Genomic DNA, 21,114 nt, shown 5'->3' on the forward strand with positions numbered 1-21,114 from the left:
ACTGAAAAACACCATGAAAAAGTCAACTATCCTCGTTGTAGTGGCCTTCCTGGCCGTTACTGCGCTCATCGGCTTCCGACTGGCTTCGAATAAGAAGACCATCGATGAGAAAAACAAGCAGCCGACCAACACCAATGTTGCCATTCCGGTGACCGTGACGCAGGTTGAAGAAGGTGAGGTTAGCCAGCAGCTGGTGAAAACCGGTAACCTGATTCCGTTCAAAGAGGCTAACATTACGGCCACGACGGCCGGTCGGGTTACGCAGGTTAATTTCGATCTGGGCTCGCAGGTTCGCCAGGGGGCGGTTCTGGTTCAGTTGGACAACAAACTGAGAGAACTTTCGCTGGAAGCCACGCAGCTGAACATCGATAAACTCAAAAAAGACGTGAACCGCTACAATACGCTGCTGGCCGGTAACGCCACCACCGAAATTCAGGTGAACGAAACGAAGTTCAATTACGAGAATGCCGTCAATCAGGCCGAGCAGATCCGGAAGCAGATTCTGGATGCCAACGTGAAAGCGCCGATTAGCGGTCAGATTGTAAAGAAAGACATTGAACCGGGTGAGTACATTTCTCCGGGCACGGTATTGGGCACGGTCCTGGATGTAAACCGTCTGAAAGTTAACGTACTGGTGAACGAAAGTGACGTATACCAACTGCGTAAGGGCCAGCCCGTCCGGATTACGGCGGATGTTTTCCCGGGCAAAACCTTCAGCGGTCAGATCTCGTACATCGCTCCGCAGGGAACGGATGAGCACAACTACCCGGTCGAAATCACGCTGACGGCAGCGAACGGTCTGAAAGCCGGAACGTTTGTCAATGCGGATTTCTCGCAGAAATCCAATCAGAAAGCCTTGCAGATTCCGCGTATTGCGCTGGTGGAAAGCATCAAAAACCCGTACGTATACGTAGTGGAAGGCAATGTGGCTAAACAACGTAAGATTAAAGTAGGACGCGAGTTTGGCGATACCATTGAAGTGCTGGAAGGCCTGTCGGCTGGGGATCAGGTGGTGGCCACCGGTCAATTGAACCTAAGTGACGGCAAACCCGTGCAAATCACTAAATAAGGAAGAAAATCATGTCTATATCCGAAATAGCCGTCAAACGACCGCTGCTGATCCTTACGGTCTTCATCGTACTGATTCTGTTCGGTGCGCTGAGCTACCAGCAGTTGTCTTACAACTTGTTGCCGAAGTTTGAAGCCAACGTGATCAGCGTGGCCACAACCTATCGGGGGGCTTCGGCCGACGAGGTAGAAACCAACGTAACCAAGCGAATCGAGGATGCCCTGTCGTCGCTCGAAGGGCTGGACCGCATGACGTCAACGTCGCAGGAAGGTGCTTCTATCGTTATTGTTCAGTTGAAAAATGGCGTTAGTACAACCCTGGCCCAACAGGATGCGCAGCGGAAAGTAGAGCAGGTTCTGAACCTGTTACCTGACCAGGCAGACCGGCCAATCATTAACAAGTTTTCGACCGACGAACTTCCGGTTCTGCGGATGGGGGTGACGGCCAACCTGTCGCCAACCGCCTTGTATGACCTCATTGATGACAACATCAAACCGCAGTTATCAAACGTAGCGGGGGTGGGTCAGGTGAACGTCATCGGGGGCAACGAGCGCGAGATTCAAGTAAACGTTAACCAGGAAAAACTGCGCGCTTACGGTCTGTCAATCGGGCAGGTGTCGCAAGCCATCGCAGCGGCCAACACCAGCTATCCAGCCGGTCAGTTGGAAACCCGGGAGTCGCAGCTTTCGATTCGCTTTGATGCGTCGGTCGAAACGACAAACCGGATGCGGAACCTGATCGTTGCCCGCCGGACCAACGGCAGTGAAGTATTGCTGAAAGATGTAGCGGAAGTGGTGGATGCAACCACGAAACCGACGGCCATCAACCACATCAATGCCCAGCCGTCCATCGGTTTGCAGATTCAGAAACAATCGGATGCCAACGCGGTATCGGTGAGCCAGCTGACGCAGGAGCGCATCAAGCAGCTCGAAAAGCAGTACAGCAACATCAACCTGAAATTCAACATTGCCGCTGACCAGTCGGTTTATACACTGGCTTCGGCGGATGCGGTAGTGTTCGATATGGGGCTGGCTATTGTGATTGTATCGGTGGTGATGCTCCTGTTCCTGCACAGCTTCCGGTCGGCTATGTTCGTTCTGGTGGCGCTGCCTTCGTCCATGATTCCGACGTTTGCGCTGATGTACCTGATGGGTTTCTCGCTGAACCTGATGACGTTGATGGCCCTTTCGCTGGTGGTGGGTATCCTGGTCGATGACTCGATTGTGGTCTTGGAAAACATCAACCGCCACCTCGAAATGGGGAAAGACAAGCGTACGGCGGCCCTGGACGGTCGGAGTGAGATCGGCTTTACGGCCCTCGCCATTACGCTGGTGGACGTGGTGGTATTCGTGCCGCTGGCGATGACCGGCGGTTTGATCGGGAACATCCTCCGCGAGTTTGCCCTGGTGGTCGTGTTCTCAACCCTGATGAGTTTGTTGGTATCGTTTACGCTGACGCCCTTGCTGGCTTCGCGGTTCGGTAAAATTGAAATCCTGAGCCGGAACTCCCTGTGGGGCCGCCTGAACCTGGGCTTCGAAAACATGATCAGCCGCTTAACGGAATGGTACGGACGGGTGCTGGCGTGGGTGCTGGGCCATAAACGGTATATTTTCCTGGCAACGATTGCCCTGCTGGTCGGCTCGATTGCGCTGGTACCCGCCGGTTTTATCGGGGGAGCGTTCATGCCGCAGAGTGACATGGGTGAGATGGCGGTTAACATTGAACTGGCGCCAACGGCTTCGATCTACCAAACCAATGCCGTAGCGCAACGGGCGGAGCAGATCATCATGAAGCACCCGGAAGTGACCAATGTCTTTACGAACGTGGGGTACACCAGTAGCGGTATTGCCACTTCGTCAAACAGCAACATCGCCGATATCAACGTAAAATTGATTGATAAGAAAAACCGTACGATCTCGACGGAAGAGTTTGGTCAGATTCTGAAAGATGAAGTTGGCCGGATTCCGGGAACGAAAGTAACGGTAAGTCCGGTCGGTATCGTAGGGGCGCAGCAGGCTCCAATCCAGATTGCGGTGAAGGGAACCAACCTGAAAGACATTCGGGAAGCGGCTGCCACGGTTCTGAACGTGACGAAATCCGTACCGGGAACGCAGGACGTGAAGTATTCGGTGAAAGATCCGAAGCCGGAAGTGACCGTAAACCTCGACCGGGAGAAAATGGCCCAACTGGGAATCAATGCTTCCGACGTGGGGATTGCGCTGCAAAACGCTTTCCGGGGTAATGATCAGTCGAAGTTTAAACAAGGTGGTAACGAGTACGACATCCTGATTAGTCTGGACCGTTTTGACCGGACCAACGCCAACGACATCAGCCGCCTGACGTTTGTGAACAACCAGGGTAAATCCTTCGAACTGTCGCAGTTTGCCCAGGTGCAGGAACAAATCGGGGAGAGCGTTCTGGAACGGATCGACCGGCTTTCGTCGGTAACGGTTAACGCCCAGGTTGTGGGTCGTCCGGTCGGTACGGTGGGGACCGACATTCAGGCCAAAATGGCACAGGTGAAACTGCCGGAAGGCGTTTCCATCCAGTATCTGGGTCAGTTGCAGCAACAATCCGATGCCTTCGGTAGCTTGGGTCTGGCGTTAGGCATTGCCATTCTGCTGGTGTACTTCATCATGGTGGCGCTGTATGAAAGTGTGGTCTATCCGTTCGTCGTCCTGTTCTCGATTCCGGTGGCCCTGGTCGGTGCCTTGCTGGCCCTGGCGCTGACGATGGAAAGCCTGACGGTGTTCTCGATTGTCGGTATGATTATGTTGCTCGGTCTGGTGGCGAAAAACGCCATCCTGATCGTCGACTTTGCCAACCAGTTGAAAGCAGAAGGACACGACGTTATTCATGCCCTGATTGAAGCCGGTAAAGAGCGTCTGCGCCCGATTCTGATGACGACGCTGGCGATGATTTTGGGTATGTTGCCGATTGCACTGGCCAGCGGGGCCGGTGCGGAAACGAAAAACGGTATGGCCTGGGTTATTATCGGTGGTCTGACCTCTTCGATGCTCCTCACGCTGTTGGTGGTGCCGTCGATGTATCTGGTCATCGACCGTCTGATTGCCCGTTTCAGCGGTAAAAAAGTAAAACCGAAAAAACCGCAGGAACTCGAAGTCGCGAAAGCCATCGACTAAGTTTGCCCATGAATAACTGAAACGCCCGAAACCCGCAATACAAGCGGGTTCCGGGTGTTTTTTTTAGGAGAAGAGGGTACGGTGTCATTCTTTGTTAGAACGCCTTAAAATGCTGCATCTCACGCGTAAATTGAGCAGTATTGAGTACTTTAGTTTTTATAACCGGGTAAATGCCCCACAACTAATGTCGACTCAACAGCTTATGATTCCCACGTTAAAAGCTCAGCTTTACGGAGGACTCGCTTTTCTACTGGGCCTTCCTCTACTGGTTTTGCCTTTCTATCTGCTCTGGTCCCTAGATTTTGAAACCTTGAAACCGTCGACGCTCACGGAGTATGCTCTGCTCATCGCGGGATTTTTGGTGGGCAGCGTCATTCATGAATTGATTCATGGACTCACCGCATTTTGGTATGGGCGATTAAACTGGTCGGATATTCGGTTTGGCGTTCAGTGGAAGAGTCTGACGCCTTATTGCCATCCTATCAGGGCATTACCCGCCAAGACGTACCGGGTGGTGGTGGCTATGCCGTTGATTGTGCTAGGGCTGATACCGTATGCCGTGGCCCTGCTTTCCGGTAGCGTCATCCTGTTAGCGCTGGGGGTGTTTTTTACCCTGGCTGCCAGCGGTGATCTGATGATCCTGTGGTTGATGCGCTCCCTAGCCGACGAGCAACGGGTGCAGGATCATCCTTCTCAGGTTGGCCTGCTGGTGAGTGAAGCCCGGGCCGCTGACCAAATTTAGCCCTGCCGCATCCCGAAGCTTCAATAAAAAAGCGTTGCCCCGCCTGGGAAGAGCAACGCTTTGGTTCACAAAAAAATTATTAAAACGGGTTTAATCCTGCCGCACGGTGCTGGACCCCGACAGACGGGACCGCAGTTCGGGGGTTCCCCGGTACCGTACGCTGCTGGCGCCACTGGCCGTTATATCTAGCCGTTTGGCTACCCGAACCCGGGCCGAGCTGGCGCCCGACAAATCCAGTTCCGCTTCATCGACGGGGTAATCAAACGCTTCCAGTTTGCTGGCGCCCGACAACTCGCCGTTCAGAATTCCGCTGGCCCCCATCAGATCCAGGTCCGACGCCCCCGACAGGTCGATATTTGTGCGGTCAGCATCCACATCAAACTCCGCGCGGGAGGCTCCCGTCAGTTTAATATCCAACTCGCGCAATCCCTGGAAACCGTATACTTCCGAACGGGAGGCTCCGGAGAAATCGACCCCGCGGAGCGTCGGCATGACGATCGTGATGCGCATATCGTACCGGCGGTTTCGGTGGTTATTACGGTAGTTGGCGTGAAGCGTACCGTTGCTGGTGTAAATATCGAGATCGTCGAGATCCCGGCGGTTTCCGCGGGCTTCAATGGTAAAATTGCTTCCTTCCCGAACCGTCACATTAAAAGCGCTGCCCATGTCGAGCCGGTCAAAATTAGTCAGGCCGTAAGTGCGATCATCTTCTTCGTATGGCCCGACGCGCTCAAAGTCGCAGGAGGTCAGTACAACCAGCGTAGCAATAAAGAATACGGATAAGAGGGTGGAGAATTTCATAGCTGTCATAGCAATGGGTGAACGTATCTGTTGTTGTATGCTGTTATGACCCGCATCCGGCGAAAGACCCCTACGCGGTATTAAAAAAACTGAAAAAAAACTGGGAGCCCGTGGTTCGGGATTGCCTTGGCTAGTAACCGTATTTTAAAAGAAGAGTGAGTTAGTTTACTCAATTATTTAGTTCGGTAACTACTTAAGTATTGAAATCTGTGTGCTCCACTAAAAAGCCGTTTCCAGCTCAGAAATGGCCTAAAATGCGCTAAAACGATTAAAGCAGGATTAAGGCAGGATCGGAGCGATTAGAATATGATTAAAATCATGCCTTTTAGGGGTATTCCGTTTGGTGTTGACAAATGATTTACCCAATTTGGTATCACAATTCAACAGCAACACCATTTAACAACAGGCAGTAACGCTCCCCCGGGGCAGCCGAATTAACAAAACTAGTTTTAACCATTCTTACCCACCGTAACCATGACTTACTTAATCGTTTCCCTGATCGTTCTGCTGGCAGCATTCTCCGGTATCATCATCGACAGCTTGGTGCAATACCATATCCGGGTAAAAAACAACGTCATCAACGGACTAACACTGGCCTTTATTGAGATGGAGGCCGATCCCGAATTGCTGGCTACCCTGATTCAACGGGGCACGACCCTGAATGACGAACAAATCTCGAACGGTGTTAACGTCTGGTTAAAGACCAACGAAAGACGCTTCTCCCTGGAAGCCATGAGCTACGCCGACTAAGCGGATTTATTCCATCAGCCAGATGCGGTCGGTTTCAGTGCCTTGCTCGGTCCATTCAACCAGCACCCGCTGCGATTCGAGTGTATTCACGCGTTTGCCGATGTAATCAGCTTTAATCGGCAAGTCACGGTTGTACCGCCGGTCGATCAGCACCAGCAGTTCCACGGACCGGGGCCGCCCAAAAGCCGTCATCGCGTCCAGCGCAGCCCGAACCATCCGGCCCGTCGCAATTACATCGTCAACCAGAATAACTTTTTTATCTTCAATCAGGAAGGGGACGTTTGTCGTGTTAGGCCGCAGTGGCAAGTCGCGACGGCGGAAATCGTCCCGGTAGAAGGTAGCGTCCAGTGAGCCCAGCGGAATATCGTTCTGTAAGGTTTGATTGAGCTCGGCTACAATGCGTTTTGCGAAATAAATACCGCGCGGTTGCATGCCCAAAACGACGGTATCAGTAAAATCCTGATGATTTTCAATCAGTTCCTGGCACAACCGGCTGATGACAATTTCCAATAGCGGGCTGGCGAGGATAAGACGTTTCTGGTTCATGAACGAAAGATAGTAGTCGGTTTCCAGTTTTCGGTTTTAGAGGGGTGTTTTTTGTTGAATTGTTTCTGCGAACTTTGCATCCGGTAAGGATCGACAGACATTTTAACGCAGTTTTCCATGAAATTCCTCATTACCGGGCTTGGCAACATCGGTCCGGAGTATATGCTGACTCGCCACAACGCCGGTTTTATGGTGTTGGACCGTCTGGCAGCCCAACATGGTTTTAGTTTCTCCCTCAACCGGCTGGCGTATACAGCGGAGTGGCGATACAAGGGAAAAATCATTCACCTGATCAAACCAACTACGTACATGAACCTGAGCGGACGGGCCGTTAGCTCGTACCTCAAGCAATTAAACATACCAGTTGAAAATCTGTTAGTTATTACGGATGACAAAGATTTGCCATTCGGTAAGCTGCGTCTGAAGCCTAAAGGGTCGCCGGGCGGGCACAACGGACTGCGGAATATTGATGAGGTGTTGGGAACCCAGGAGTATGCCCGGCTTCGGTTCGGAATCGGGAACGCTTTTTCGAAAGGTCGTCAGGTTGATTTTGTGTTGGGCCAGTTTCCCGAAGAAGAAATGCAGGAACTGCCCCAGCACCTTGACCGGGCGGGAGATGCCGCAATCAGTTTTTGTACTTCTGGGTTACAGCATACGATGAATTTTTTCAACCAATAATATAATTTATTAAAGATTTTTTCAATTTTGAAAATAAAAATTTCCTTTGGTCAAATTGCGTAATTTGTAGTATTTTGTTTTACTATACCGCTCAAAAAGTGTATACAGACTAATATAACCAATTACAAATCAATAGCATACCCCCTAGCGGTATAGGAAATTTTTTAAAATAAAATTTGTACTCTTAAAATTTATTGCGATATTTGCATTGTCCTTCAACAGAAGAGCAATTGAACAAAATCAGGAAATATTAAGTTAACTTAGTGAATTCTGATTTTAGTTTGTTACTTCCCCAACGACACCACGTCTTAAAGACAATTGCTTCAGAACTATTCTGGCAAACGGGTCAGTTGAGAAGGTAAAATCTTAAAAAAAGAAAAGGTTAAGGGTTTAGGAATAGTCAGTATAAAGCCTCTCGCAATGATCGGGAGGCTTTATCTTTTTTAGCCCATATCATTGCCTATCTCGCTCTTCTTTATTGACCCCAACATTCAGCCCATCAACCACTTTTGTTCCGGCCTGTGCGAAGGTTGTATTACTTTTGTAACTCATCTTCTTCAGGAATGGCAGGCTGGTTGAAAAAGTATGGGATACACCTATTGGTTGGGGCGGCTTTAGCGTTTCTTCCTCTGCTGTATTTTGCGTACATGGGCGTAAGCTGGCGGCCGTTGAATCCACACGACCACCTTATTCAGAACGGTTTAGCGTATCTGTTTCTCCTTCTTTTCTCGTACTTTAACCATACCGCGTTCGTTCCCAGCTGGTTTTTGGACAAACAGTACCGGCGGTATATTTTTGTTGCGATTAGCTGCGTGTTCGGAGCGGCTTACCTTCCTTACCGGATTGAGCAGTGGTTTTTCTTTAAACCGCCCCAGGAAAACACCCCGCTGGCCTGGGCCCGTCAGATTTTTGTGGAGGAAATGATGTTAGAACCTCCTTACGGGCGTCCAATCGATTTACGAACCAGCCAACGCCAACGCTTGGTCAACCCATCGGATGCGCAGAGAAGACCAGCTTCGCCGGACGGCCACTTTTCGGCCAGGCGGCCGGGAAACCACCGGCGCAACCAGCCATTTACCCTGCTGTTACCGGTTAAATTAGCCATTTTTTTCCTGCTTGGCAGCGTGAGTACCCTGATTTCGATCTCGGTCCAGACGGCCACCCGGCTTCGTCAGGTCGAAAACGATCAATTGCAGGCCGAATTGCGGCAGCTCAAAGCGCAGATACAGCCCCACTTTCTTTTTAATACCCTCAACAGCATTTACGCGCTGGCCATCCGCAACGATGAGCGCACGGCTGACACGATTGTGAAGCTCTCAGAATTTTTGCGGTACATTATTCGCGATGCCCACCGCGACAGGGTGCCGCTGGCGACCGAGATCAATTACATGGCCAATTACATCGATCTGCAGAAGGCCCGGCTGCGCGACGCCGTTGAGGTCGACTATCAGCTGGAAGGGGAGGTGCAGAGCTGGCAAATCGCCCCGTTGCTGCTGTTTTCTTTTGTGGAAAATGCGTTCAAGTACGGCGTCAACCCCGAGGAAGATTCGCGGATTGTCATTCACCTCCGCATCCAGGATAACCAACTGCGGCTGTATGTTGCCAACAATAAGGTGCAGGTTAGTCCGCTGGAAGAATCCACGGGCATCGGACTGCAAAATACCCGGGAGCGGCTACGGCTTCTGTATGCGGATGCGCACGAGTTGACCATCGACAACACACTAACCCATTTCCGCGTCACCTTATGTCTCTCGCTGTCCCGATGAAAGCCATTGCCCTGGATGATGAGCGCCCCGCGCTGGATGTTATCGATGCCTTCTGTGGCCGCATCGATTCGGTAGATCTGGTGAAAACATTTACCCGTACCGGCGAAGCCCGGCTGTATCTGGAAGACCATCCCGTTGATTTGATCTTTCTGGATATCAACATGCCCCGCGAGTCCGGACTGGCGTTTTTCAAGACCATCAATCAGCAAACACTGGTTATTTTTACCACGGCTTACAGTGAGTTTGCCGTCGAGAGTTACGATGTGGAAGCCGTTGATTACCTGCTGAAACCGTTTACTTATGAGCGATTCAGTCAGGCGGTGCAGCGGGCCCAGACGCGGTTGCGGGCGCTCCGGCAATCCACCAACGAAGGACGCGAAGGTCCGGAGTTCCCCCAGCTCTTTTTCCGGGTCGATTACGGATTGGTGAAAGTGGCGGTAGCCGACATTCTCTTTGTGGAAGGACTGGACAATTACCTGAAAATTCATCGAAGTCAGGAGCGGCCCCTGGTCGTACGGCTTACCATGAAAGCCATGCTGGATAAACTGCCCGCGGGAAGTTTTGTCCGGGTTCACCGCTCTTACATCGTAGCGCTCGACAAAATTCAGGCGGTTCGCAACAAGATGGTCCTGATCGGGGAGGAGGACATTCCCATCGGAAGCAGTTACGAAAAAGATTTTTTTACCCGCTTCCGAAAGTAGGATTCACCCCTGTTTTTACCCCATTCGCCACAAAGGCAGCAGTGTCGCCCCGAAAACAGAACGCTTGACCACACATTTTCCCGGTTACCGGGGCTTTGAGCGAACTTTGACTATGTGCGAAGGCTTTCTCTTTGCGCGTTCATTCAAATAAAATTTATGAATACGATTGGTAAAGCCGCGAGCGGCATTCTGTTATTCACCTGTCTTCTGGTGGGCTGCAACTCAAGCGATGATTCCGATGTGACGCCCGACACGGGGGAAACTTCGTCGGGCATCACCGAGGTATTATCAGCCACGACCACAGCCACCAGTTGCGCCACCACGACCGGCGTGGCCAAAGTGGTTTGTCTGGCCGAAGCCTTTAAAACAACGCTCGATGCCAGCCAACTGGCGAGCGTGCAGCTAACCTACAGCAAATCCAACGCGCAGCGCTGGTCGAATTTACCCGAGGGACTTTACCGAAACCGGGTGGGCCTTGCTCTGTCTTCGCTCAGCGACACCCAATTGGCGGCTTTCCGGGCCTTGATGCAGGCCGTGCTGGCGCAGGGGACCACCAACGAGGGCTACGACGAAATGGTGGGCGACCTGGCCGCCGACGATTACCTGAACGCCAACGGGGGAGGTTCGGAGTACGGAGCCGGCAACTTTTACCTGGCTTTTCTGGGTACGCCCAGCACCTCGGGATTGTGGGAGTTGCAGTTTGGCGGCCACCACTACACCTTTGCCAATACCTACAACGGTGGGCAGGTAACCGGGGTAACCCCTTCGTTCCGGGCTGTGGAACCGATGGCGACGGTAACGGCCAACAACCGGACCTACCAGCCCATTGAGCAAGAACGCCAGGCTTTTGCCGCTATGCTGGGCGGTTTGAGCAGCAGCGAGCAAACCACGGCCAAACTTTCGTCCACGTTTTCCGACGTTCTGCTGGGGCCCGGCCAGGACGGAAAGTTTCCAACCGCCAAACAGGGCCTGAAAGTAGGTAGCCTGACGGCGGCTCAGAAAACGCTGGTGCTCAACGCCATCAAGCTCTACGTCAATGATCTGGATAGTGAAACGGCCGCGACGGTATTGGCCAGATACACCTCGGGGTTGGATAATACCTACATCGCGTATTCGGGTACAACGTCCGTGACGGCCCAGAACGATTACATCCGCATTGACGGGCCTGATGTATGGATCGAGTTTTCGTACCAGGGCGGTATTGTGATTCGGGGGGTACCGCATCCGCACTCGGTCTGGCGGGATCGTACCACGGACTACGGTGGAAACTAAGCAAAACTCAGTGATTGTGAAACACTTGCTTCGTCGCATCGGCCGTCCGACCGGATGGCTGATGCTCCTGCTGACCAGTCTGGTCGCGGGCCTGCTGCCCAACACGACCCGGGCGCACCCCATGCCTAACTCGGTAGTCCTGCTGACGGTCCATGCCGACCACATTGATGCTGAGGTGCAAATTCCGCTGAGCGAGCTACAGGCGGCTATTGGGCAGTCGGTTCATGATTCCGCTGTGCGGTTGGTGGAGCGGCTGGGACCTTCCCTACGGACTTACCTGATCCGGCACGTTCGTCCTCAAACGCCCGCTGGCCAGCCCTGGAAGGTGTCCATCGGGGCTTTGCAGGTTCAGGAAACCCGGAATCCAATCAACGGCCTGTACCGCGAGCTGACGGCTAAGCTTCAGTTTTTTCCGCCGGGCCGTTCTGCCCGGTCGGCGGGAGAGGTTCGGCGGTTTGTGCTTCACTACGATGCGGTGCTCCACCAGGTAATTACCCACAAGATTCTGGTTTCGGTCCAGCAGGATTGGGCGCGCGGGCAGTTGGCCGAAGAAACGCCGGCGCAGGTGGGCGTCATTGAATTGGATATTGTCCATAACCGGGTTGAACCCCTGGTTGTCAATCTGGGACCCGGCAGCAATTGGACTGGTTTTCGGGCGATGGTCCAACTCGGCATCCACCACATTGGCGAAGGCACCGACCATCTGCTGTTTTTGCTGGTTCTGCTGCTGCCCGCTCCGCTCTTGATCCACAACGGGCGATGGAGCCGGTTTGGCGGAGTTCGTTACAGCCTCAAACGCCTGCTGCGGGTCATAACGGCTTTTACCCTCGGGCACTCGCTGACGCTGCTGCTGGGAACGCTGGGTTGGGTGCGGCTGCCATCACAACCCGTTGAAGTGCTCATTGCGGTTTCCATCCTGGTGTCGGCCAGCCACGCCGTGCGACCCCTGTTTGCCAACCGGACGGCGATCGGTCGGGAAACGGGGATAGCGGCTGGTTTCGGACTGGTGCACGGGCTGGCTTTTGCGGATACACTGGCGAATCTGCACCTGGAAACCGGTCTGCTGGCGCTCAGCATCCTGGGTTTCAACCTGGGCATCGAACTCATGCAACTTTTCGTAATTGTCCTGACCATTCCCTGGCTGATGCTGCTCAGTCGTACACCGGCTTATCCGGCGGTTCGGCTGACGGGCGCCCTGCTGGCGGCAGTGGCAGCCCTGGCCTGGGTGGCTGAACGCGTGTCTGGTCGGGTTAACCCGCTGACCCGGGGGATTGAACAGGCTGCTACCCAAGCTCCTTGCTTGCTGGCGCTGCTGGCCCTGCTGGCTTTATTTTGCACCTGGCGAACAAATTCGGCCGGAAAACTGCCTTTTTCATCCTAACTTACGGCCCGGTTCGCTGGGAGCTTCCAATCCTTTACTTCTTATTGTTGAACCCCAGGCTCCTACTCCGGTAGCTTGCCGATCACGGACTGCTTCAGCTACTATAGGGCCTGATTGAAGTGGTCGTTTACACGCCATTGCCACGGTTGGGTCATCAAACGGATTACACATGAAATCACCATTTCTCGCGTTTTTCCTGCTGCTCATCACGCGGGTTGCATATGCCCACCTCGGAACCCTCACCGGTACGGTTGTCGACGGAACAACCGGCCTGCCCTTACGGTCGGTAACGGTTCAACTGGTGGGACTTGGAAAAGCCACCCTCACCGACGAACTGGGGCGCTACCGGTTTCACGGGCTGGTCGCTTCTCCTTACAAAGTCGAATTTTCGCACGTAGGCTACGGGCCTTTCGTGCAGGACGTTACGGTTTTTGACGACCAGACCACCCACGTCCAGACCCGCCTGTCGACGGCACCGGTGACGCTGAACGCCGTAACGGTTTCGGCCCTGAAAGCCCACGATCAGCAACTGATCAGCAGTCTCGACATTCGGTTGCGGCCCATCACCAACTCACAGGAAATTTTGCGGATGGTGCCGGGCTTGTTTATCGGCCAGCACGCGGGGGGCGGAAAAGCCGAACAGATTTTTCTGCGCGGCTTCGACATCGACCACGGGACCGACATCCGTCTGACGGTTGATGACATGCCGGTCAATATGGTTTCCCACGCCCACGGTCAGGGCTACGCCGATCTGCACTTTGTCATTCCTGAACTGGTGGAAGCCGTCGACTTTAAAAAAGGTCCTTACTCGACCGACAAAGGGAATTTTACCACTGCGGGCTGGGCCAACTTCCGAACCCGCACCACCTTGGACAAAAGTTTTGTCAAACTGGAGGGTGGGCAGTACGGCACTTTCCGGGCCGTAGCCGGGCTGGACTTGCTGGGGCAGGCCGGTCGGGCTAAAAATCAGTCGGCTTACCTGGCTTCGGAGTACTCTTATTCGGACTCGTACTTCGAGCACCCGCAAAACTTCAAACGGTTTAATATTCAGGGTAAATACCACGGGCACCTGTCGCCGAACACCCACCTGACGCTGACGGGTTCGACCTTCTGGAGCAAGTGGAATCATTCCGGCCAGATTCCCGACCGGGCGGTAGAATCAGACCTGATCGGATGGTTTGGTTCCATTGACCCCTCGGAGGGGGGCGAAACCAGCCGGACGAATGTCAATGCACAACTGGTGACGGTAACGCCCCGCAACCACACCATTAAAAACCAGTTTTTTTATAGCAACTACAACTTTGAGTTGTACTCCAACTTTACCTTTTTCCTCAACGACAGCCTGAACGGCGATCAGATTCGGCAGAAAGAAAACCGAAACTTGTTTGGTTACAATGGCAGTTATTCGACCCAGACCGCCGTTGGCCGGAGCCAGTGGACAACGACCCTGGGAGCCCAATACCGCCAGGATCTGACGCGGGGAACCGAATTGTCGCACACCCGAAACCGGGTGGAGACGCTGGATCGGATTCAATACGGCAACATCAACGAAATCAACGCGGCCCTGTACGCCGACGAACTCGTGCAGGTAACCGACCGGTTTAGCGTGAACGCGGGCGTGCGGTACGACTTTTTTCGCAGCCAGTACGAGGATTTACGGGCCGCGCCCGTCACGGTCAGACACGCCACTCAGGGAGTTCTTTCGCCCAAACTAAACCTGTATTACACGGCCAATCCCGGTTTGCAGTTGTACCTGAACACGGGCCGGGGGTTCCATTCCAACGACGCGCGGGTGGTTGTGCCGCAGAATGGCCGGGAGATTTTGCCCCCGGCGTACGGCTCTGACCTGGGCGCTATTTTCAAACCGTTTCCCAAACTGCTTGTCAACGCGGCTGCCTGGTATTTATGGTTGCAACAGGAGTTCGTATACGTGGGCGACGAAGGCGTGGTAGAACCCAGCGGCAAAACCCGTCGCTTCGGCTTCGACCTGTCGATGCGTTACCAACTGACCCCAAAGCTGTATGCCGATCTGGACCTAAATACGACCCGGCCGCGCGCCATCGGGGCCGAAGCCGGTCAGGTGTATCTGCCGCTGGCGCCCACGTTTACATCCGTGGGCGGGCTATCGCTCCAGAACGCTGGCCCCTGGAGTGGTTCGTTGCGGTACCGCTACCTGGCAAACCGACCGGCCAACGAGGACAATAGCATTGTTGCCAAAGGCTACTTCGTCAATGATTTACAAGTCAACTACAGCAAGCGCCATTACACGCTGGGACTGACGGTTCAGAATCTATTCAACGTACGTTGGAAAGAAACGCAGTTTGCGACCGAAAGCCGGTTGCAGGGCGAAGCCGAGCCGGTGGAAGAAATCCATTTTACGCCAGGCACACCCTTTTTTGCCCGGCTGAGCCTGACGTATTTTTGGTAAGCCGATGCCGTTCGCTTGTCCTGATCCCTCCGTACAGATGCCACAACGGCGCAGAATCATCATCGGACTGGTGGCTGGTTGGCTGGCCGTGGGCCTGATAAGCTCCTGCGGGCTTGCTCAGCGAGTGGATAGCAGCCGGAGCATCCGGGCGCAGGTTGATGTGGGTGCTTGGGTGGGAACTGCGCGTAGCCAGCCGTTCTGGCTGCGCGCGAACCAATACGGCACGGCCCCGTCAAACACGCCATCGGCTACGGTCCGGGCGGCCGTCTGGAAAGAATATTCCCGTTCCGACACGGTTCACAGACGCCGATCGCGGCTCGATTGGGGGTTTGGCCTGAACCCGGTGGTCAATGCGGGGGCACCTTCGCGGGTGTTGCTGGGCGAAGCGTATCTGAAAGGAAAATGGGGGTGGCTGGAGCTTTTGGCCGGACGCTGGCGGCAACCCATCGGTCTGGGTGATTCGACGCTCTCTTCCGGCTCTGTCGTTGTTTCCGACAATGCACTGCCCATTCCCAAAGTGCAATTAGCAACGCGGGGGTACGTTCCTTTCGGATTTCTCAGAAACTGGGTGGCGATCAACGCGGGTTACGCGCACGGCTGGTTTAATGTGCCGTACATCCAGGGTTCCTATCTGCATCAGAAATACCTGTACTGGCGGTTCGGTAAACCAACTGGCCTGATACGGGTCCATGCCGGGTTAAACCATCAGGTTCAGTGGGGCGGCCGGGCCGATTATCTGATCGGATCGAACGTGGCGGTTAATGGAAAGCTGCCTTCGCAGTTTAAATACTACGACGATGTTATTCTGGCCATCAACCCAACGGCCTGGGACAACGACGACTTTACCAGCTTTGACGGGGCCTACCGAATCGGTAACCACCTCGGCAGTATGGACTTGGCCGTTGAAATCAGCACGCGGGCCGGCGAGTGGTTTCTTTACCACCAGCACCTCTACGAAGATCAGTCCGGCCTGCTGTGGATAAACGCACCGGATGGGCTGACGGGCCTGAGCTGGTCGAGAAGCAAGCCGGGCAGTGGGGTGGTCCAGCTCAATCGGGTGGTTGTGGAGGTGCTCAGTACCCTAAATCAAAGCGGGCCTACGTTTGATCTGGTGGGCGCCCGGTTTCAGGGCAACGACAATTACTACAACCACGGGCAATACCGCGAGGGCTGGTCGTACCTGGGCCGGAGCCTGGGCACCCCGTTTGTCGCGCCGGGAGGGGAGTTGGTGCCCCGTGCGCAGAGTGGCGCTTTCTTTCCCAACAACCGCGTAAGAATGGGGTACGTGGGAGTGAGCGGTCGGCTTTTTCGCTCCATCAACTGGACCAGCCGACTGGCCTACAGCCGGAATTACGGTACTTTTTCAACCCCGTATGCCGTGCCGCCCGGTCAATTCTCGGGTTTGATAGCCGCGCAGGCCCCCATAGGCAACTGGCCCGGTGTTCAGCTCCATGTCTCGCTGGCGGTCGATCAGGGAAAGCTGCTGAACAATACCGTGGGCGGGTACATCGGTCTGACCAGGCGCTGGTAAAAGCACGCGTTTCAATTGGATCAGCTTTGGCTTTCAGCTTTTTAACCCATCTTCTCTTCTTCCTTTGAGCGGGCGGTTCCTCCAAACTATTTTAAAGTAACCGCAACGACGAGCCCCTGAATAAGCGTATTGAACATCGGACGGGCGCGGTTGTTACACGGGGGAATGGACCCTTTCTGCGCTTTCTATTTAAGGAGTGGAACAGCTTCGGGCAACCTCATTCCGATTGTAACCCCGAACCGCTTGCGTGTGCGGATTTTGCAGACCACGGTTATTCCGGCGGGCGATCCTGTCGGCCTGAATGACGACTGATTGTACATTGATAGATTTGATGGTACCTATGCTTAAACGGCTATCCCTTCTTTTTTTTGCTTTACTGCTTGTCGGATCATCCATCGGATACGCCCAGCGCATTCCGCTGTACCGCCCGGAGCAGCAGAAAAGGCTTCAGAGTTTATCCAAATCGCTTAAAAATAGCTCCGACGAAAATTACCGGCTGGCTACCCGGCAGGCTCGACGGCTGGCCTGGCCCTTGGCTTTCCGGCATCCGCAGGGCGGGAAAGTCGTTTTGTTTGGGATCAGCGAAACCGGCGAACCGCTGTACCTGCGTAGTTTGTCGAATGTATCGGCCGCCCGCACCACCCACACCACTGACCTTCGCGCCGGAGGCTCGCTGAACCTCAACTTAACCGGCGGCAGCGAAGCGATGAACGGCCGGCTGGGCATCTGGGAGGTGGATGGGGTTCGAACGACTCACCGGGAGCTGACGGGGCGCGTTACCCAGCAGGATAACGAACGAACCGCCGACGACCACGCCACGCATGTTTCGGGAACACTCATCGCCAGCGGGGTCAATCCGTTGGCGCAGGGGATGGCACCCGGCGCAAACCTGAAAGCTTGGAATTCCACCAGTGATGCGTCCGAAATGAGTGCCGCCGGGACTACCATTCTGCTTTCCAATCACTCTTACGGGAGTGTGGCGGGCTGGGATTACGACGAGTCGGGCAACCTGACCTGGTACGGCGACGATAATGTTAGCCAGACGGAGGATTACAAGTTTGGGTTTTACAATTCCATAACCAGCAATTACGACCGGGTGGCGTACAATGCACCGTATTACCTGCCGGTTTTTTCCGCTGGCAATTCGCGGGGCACATCCGGCCCTACCAACGGGCAGTCGTACCGTCTGGCCAACGGCCGCACCAGCACGCTGCCCCGGCGCTCAAACGGGGTTTACGACAACATACCGTATACGGCCACCGGGAAAAACCAACTGACCGTCGGGGCGGCCAACCTGGTGCCGGGCGGGGTGGAAGACGGCTCCCAGGTGCAAATTGCTAGCTTCAGTAGCACCGGACCTACCGACGACGGGCGCATTAAACCCGATTTGATGGGCGCCGGTGTCAACCTGTTTTCCAGCATCGCAACCACCGACAGTGCCTACGCTACCTACAGCGGTACGTCGATGGCTTCTCCCAACGTAACAGGAAGTTTGTTTCTGCTTCAGGAGTTGTACCAGCAACGCAACAACGGGCAGTTCATGCGGGCTTCGACCCTCAAGGGGCTGGCGTTGCACACGGCCAACGATGCCGGAAATGCGGGTCCGGATTACACCTTCGGCTGGGGGATCCTGGACGATCGGCGGGCGGCTCAGGTGATTCTCAACGACGCTACTAACCATCTGCTGGCCGAAAATTCGCTTCAGCAGGGCGCAACTTTTACCCGCACTGTAACGGCCAGCGGCAATGGCCCGCTGGTGGTCACCATCTGTTGGACAGACCCCGAAGGAACGGTATCCACCGCAACGGCGGCCAACCTCAACAACCGGACGCCCAAGTTAGTCAACGACCTGGATGTGCGGGTCACCGATGGACAAACCACGTTTCAGCCCTGGGTGCTGGACCCCAGCAATCCGTCAAATGCGGCCACCACCGGCGACAACATTCGCGACAATGTCGAGCAGGTTTACATTCCTTATGCCATTCCGGGAAAGACGTACACCATCACCATCACGCACAAAGGAACCCTCCAGAACACGATGCAGGACTATGCGCTGCTGGTGAGTGGGATCGGACCGAAAGCCTATTGTGCTTCAACGGCTTCGTCGGATCAAGATTCCCGGATGACGGGGGTAGTTTTTGGGGCATTGCGGAACACGACGGCCGCCGGGTGTGCGGCTTATAACGATTTTACAAACCAGCATGTCGATGTGTCGCCCGGGCAAACCGTGCCGCTTGACGTGACGCTGGGAACGTGCGGAGGTGCTTATCCGAAAAGGGTAAGAGCTTACCTGGACTGGAACGCCGATGGCGATTTTGACGACGCCAACGAACTGCTGGGAATCTCGCAGGTGATTACCGGCACCGATACGTACCGAACTACGGTGACGGTGCCCGGTACCGTACCGATTGGCAGCCTGACCTTGCTGCGGCTGGTAGCCGTTGAAACGACCGAAGCGGCCACTATCATCCCTTGTGGAACCTACGGGAAGGGAGAAACGCAGGATTACCTGGTTCGTTTTGTCCGTCCGGTCCGGGATGTGGCCGTAACGGGGTTGCTTTCGCCCGCCGACGCCTTCTGCCAGAACACCGGTCAGGTGGAAGTAACGGTTAGAAATCTGGGTACAGCCGTGCAGACCGCTGTGCCGGTGCGCGTACGAATCACGGATGCGCAGGGAGCGCTCGTGCAGGAATCAACCAGCACCGCAACGGTTCAGCCCTTCGAAGAAACCATTGTCGTATTTCCCGGGAGCTTGAATCTGCCCGCTGGCCAGACGTATACGTTTACGCTATCGACCGACCTGCCCGACGATCAGAACACGTCCAATAACCAGTTGACGGTGGCCCGTTCGACGGCATCCGGGATCTCGGCCAATGCAACGGCGTACACCTGCGGAACAGACCCGACGGTCAATCTGCGGGCTACCAACCCGGACGGGACGGTATTTTGGTATACTACACCAACGGGCGGCCAGCCGGTGGCGGTCGGCAGCTCCGCATCCTTGACTTCCGTCACGGGGCAGACACTCTACGCGGGTTTGAATGATTTTTCCGGAACGGTCGGCCCGGCTACCAAATCGGTTTTTCCGGGGGGCGGTTACAACCAGTTTACACCTGCCGTGACGGTGACGACTTACGTGCCGCTCCGGCTGGAAAGCGCCCGGTTGTATATCGGTAATTCGGGCCGGATCACGTTTACCGTTACCAGGGCCGACGGAACCACGGTGAGCCGTGTCACGATTCCGGTTACGGCCACCCGGACCAGCCCGGCCGCCGGTATTCAGTCCGACGATCCGAACGATCCGGGGGCGGTCTACACGTTGGGGCTGGACATTCCGCAGCCGGGCCGCTATCAGATCAACATCAGCTACGCCGACGGGGCAACAATTTACCGCAACAACAGTGGTGTTACGGGGTATCCCTTCACGATTCCGGGCATTGTCGCCATTACCGGCAATACGGCCGACGAGAATTCAGCGACGTACTATTACTATTTCTATGACCTTCACGTGACGTCAACCGGCTGCGGATCGGTTAGCCGGACGGAGGTGCCGGTGCAGAACCGGGCGGTGTTGGTGCAGGCCCGCGTGACGCCCTCCGACAGTGCATTTGTCTGTGCAGGCAGTACCCTGACGTTGTCGGCACCAACCGGCGTAGACCTGGCCTACCAGTGGCAAAGAGACGGACAGGTGCTTACGGGCGCCACCAGTTCGACCCTGGGCGTAACAACCGGCGGGACTTTCCGCGTTACGGTGACCGAAGCCAGCGGGTGCCAAACCACCTCGTCGCCGACGGCCGTTGAACTGCGGACACCCGAACAGCCGACCGTCGACCGAAACAGCCTGTTGCTGACCTCCAGCCTGCCCGGTGCCAACCAGTGGTACCTGAACGGTAATCCCGTCGCGGGAGCCACGGGGCAAACCTATTACATCACTCGATCGGGAACGTATACGGTGCAAAATACCCAGCGCGGGTGTGTGGCTGAAGCGCGGGCGCTGGCAGTTCAGTTGACGGCGGCTGAAGAAGAAGCCCTGGGCCGTTCGGTTGTAACGCTGACGCCAAATCCGTCGCCCAGCCAGATGACGGTAGTGTATCAGGCTCCGGATGAAACCGACCGAACCATTGCCGTAACGGTTTATTCGATGCTGGGGCAACCGATGATCACCCGCCCGTTAAGTCGGCGTAACAACCGGCAACACACCTACAATTTTGATTGTTCAGTGTGGGCGGTGGGTACGTACATTATCCGCGTCACTGACGCCGGAACGACCCTGACCCAACGATTCATGAAGAAGTAGCAAACTGCG

15 protein-coding genes are annotated in these 21,114 nt (G+C 54.9%); 13 read left to right on the forward strand and 2 right to left on the reverse strand.

The genetic code is table 11. The features are described 5' to 3' along the window. The first annotated feature begins 13 nt into the window (after positions 1–13). From OQ371_RS13630 to OQ371_RS13640, 3 genes are all read left to right on the forward strand, one after another. Complete coding sequence (locus tag OQ371_RS13630; protein WP_265988506.1) at positions 14–1,069, forward strand: efflux RND transporter periplasmic adaptor subunit; 1,056 nt, start codon at positions 14–16, stop codon at positions 1,067–1,069. A gap of 11 nt (positions 1,070–1,080) precedes the next feature. Beyond that, a complete protein-coding gene (locus OQ371_RS13635; protein ID WP_265988507.1) occupies positions 1,081–4,212 on the forward strand; it encodes an efflux RND transporter permease subunit in 3,132 nt (1,043 codons plus the stop codon). Between the two features lie 202 nt (positions 4,213–4,414). Next, positions 4,415–4,954 (forward strand): DUF3267 domain-containing protein, encoded by a 540-nt coding sequence (locus tag OQ371_RS13640; RefSeq protein ID WP_265988508.1) that lies wholly within the window; start codon positions 4,415–4,417, stop codon positions 4,952–4,954. Positions 4,955–5,044: 90 nt separating this feature from the next. Here the strand turns inward: OQ371_RS13640 and OQ371_RS13645 are convergent, their stop codons facing one another. Continuing rightward, on the reverse strand, positions 5,045–5,755 hold the full coding sequence (locus OQ371_RS13645; protein ID WP_265988510.1) for a head GIN domain-containing protein: 711 nt from the start codon (positions 5,753–5,755) through the stop codon (positions 5,045–5,047). Between the two features lie 474 nt (positions 5,756–6,229). Here OQ371_RS13645 and OQ371_RS13650 point away from each other — a divergent pair, with 474 nt between their 5' ends. Next, entirely contained in the window at positions 6,230–6,505 is a 276-nt protein-coding gene (locus OQ371_RS13650; RefSeq protein WP_265988511.1) for a hypothetical protein, read from the forward strand. Between the two features lie 6 nt (positions 6,506–6,511). Here the strand turns inward: OQ371_RS13650 and pyrR are convergent, their stop codons facing one another. Continuing rightward, positions 6,512–7,051, reverse strand: coding sequence for a bifunctional pyr operon transcriptional regulator/uracil phosphoribosyltransferase PyrR (gene pyrR, locus OQ371_RS13655; RefSeq protein ID WP_265988513.1), 540 nt, complete (start codon positions 7,049–7,051; stop codon positions 6,512–6,514). 117 nt (positions 7,052–7,168) lie between these two features. On the opposite strand from pyrR, the gene pth reads away from it, so the two are divergent. From pth to OQ371_RS13700, 9 genes are all read left to right on the forward strand, one after another. Continuing rightward, the gene (gene pth, locus OQ371_RS13660; protein ID WP_265988515.1) at positions 7,169–7,729 is read left to right on the forward strand and encodes an aminoacyl-tRNA hydrolase; all 561 of its coding nucleotides are present in this window, start codon (positions 7,169–7,171) and stop codon (positions 7,727–7,729) included. 563 nt (positions 7,730–8,292) lie between these two features. Next, the gene (locus OQ371_RS13665; RefSeq protein WP_265988517.1) at positions 8,293–9,495 is read left to right on the forward strand and encodes a sensor histidine kinase; all 1,203 of its coding nucleotides are present in this window, start codon (positions 8,293–8,295) and stop codon (positions 9,493–9,495) included. Further along, positions 9,474–10,196 carry a LytR/AlgR family response regulator transcription factor gene (locus OQ371_RS13670; protein ID WP_265988519.1) on the forward strand — a complete coding sequence of 241 codons (723 nt, stop codon included), beginning with the start codon at positions 9,474–9,476 and terminating at the stop codon, positions 10,194–10,196. Before OQ371_RS13665 ends, OQ371_RS13670 begins: the two co-directional genes overlap by 22 nt. Before the next feature lie 156 nt (positions 10,197–10,352). Next, positions 10,353–11,468, forward strand: a complete 1,116-nt coding sequence (locus OQ371_RS13675; protein WP_265988520.1) for a DUF3500 domain-containing protein — start codon at positions 10,353–10,355, stop codon at positions 11,466–11,468. Between the two features lie 16 nt (positions 11,469–11,484). Next, the gene (locus OQ371_RS13680; RefSeq protein WP_265988522.1) at positions 11,485–12,849 is read left to right on the forward strand and encodes a HupE/UreJ family protein; all 1,365 of its coding nucleotides are present in this window, start codon (positions 11,485–11,487) and stop codon (positions 12,847–12,849) included. Between the two features lie 169 nt (positions 12,850–13,018). Beyond that, positions 13,019–15,277: a TonB-dependent receptor gene (locus OQ371_RS13685; protein ID WP_265988523.1), complete on the forward strand. Its 2,259-nt coding sequence runs from the start codon at positions 13,019–13,021 to the stop codon at positions 15,275–15,277. Positions 15,278–15,314: 37 nt separating this feature from the next. Then, the gene (locus OQ371_RS13690; RefSeq protein WP_265988525.1) at positions 15,315–16,808 is read left to right on the forward strand and encodes a capsule assembly Wzi family protein; all 1,494 of its coding nucleotides are present in this window, start codon (positions 15,315–15,317) and stop codon (positions 16,806–16,808) included. 165 nt (positions 16,809–16,973) lie between these two features. Beyond that, complete coding sequence (locus OQ371_RS13695) at positions 16,974–17,120, forward strand: hypothetical protein (protein ID WP_265988527.1); 147 nt, start codon at positions 16,974–16,976, stop codon at positions 17,118–17,120. A gap of 28 nt (positions 17,121–17,148) precedes the next feature. After that, positions 17,149–21,105: a S8 family serine peptidase gene (locus tag OQ371_RS13700; RefSeq protein ID WP_265988529.1), complete on the forward strand. Its 3,957-nt coding sequence runs from the start codon at positions 17,149–17,151 to the stop codon at positions 21,103–21,105. Positions 21,106–21,114 lie beyond the last annotated feature (9 nt).

Origin of the sequence: Larkinella insperata, assembly GCF_026248825.1 — a bacterium.
GTDB lineage: Bacteria > Bacteroidota > Bacteroidia > Cytophagales > Spirosomataceae > Larkinella > Larkinella insperata.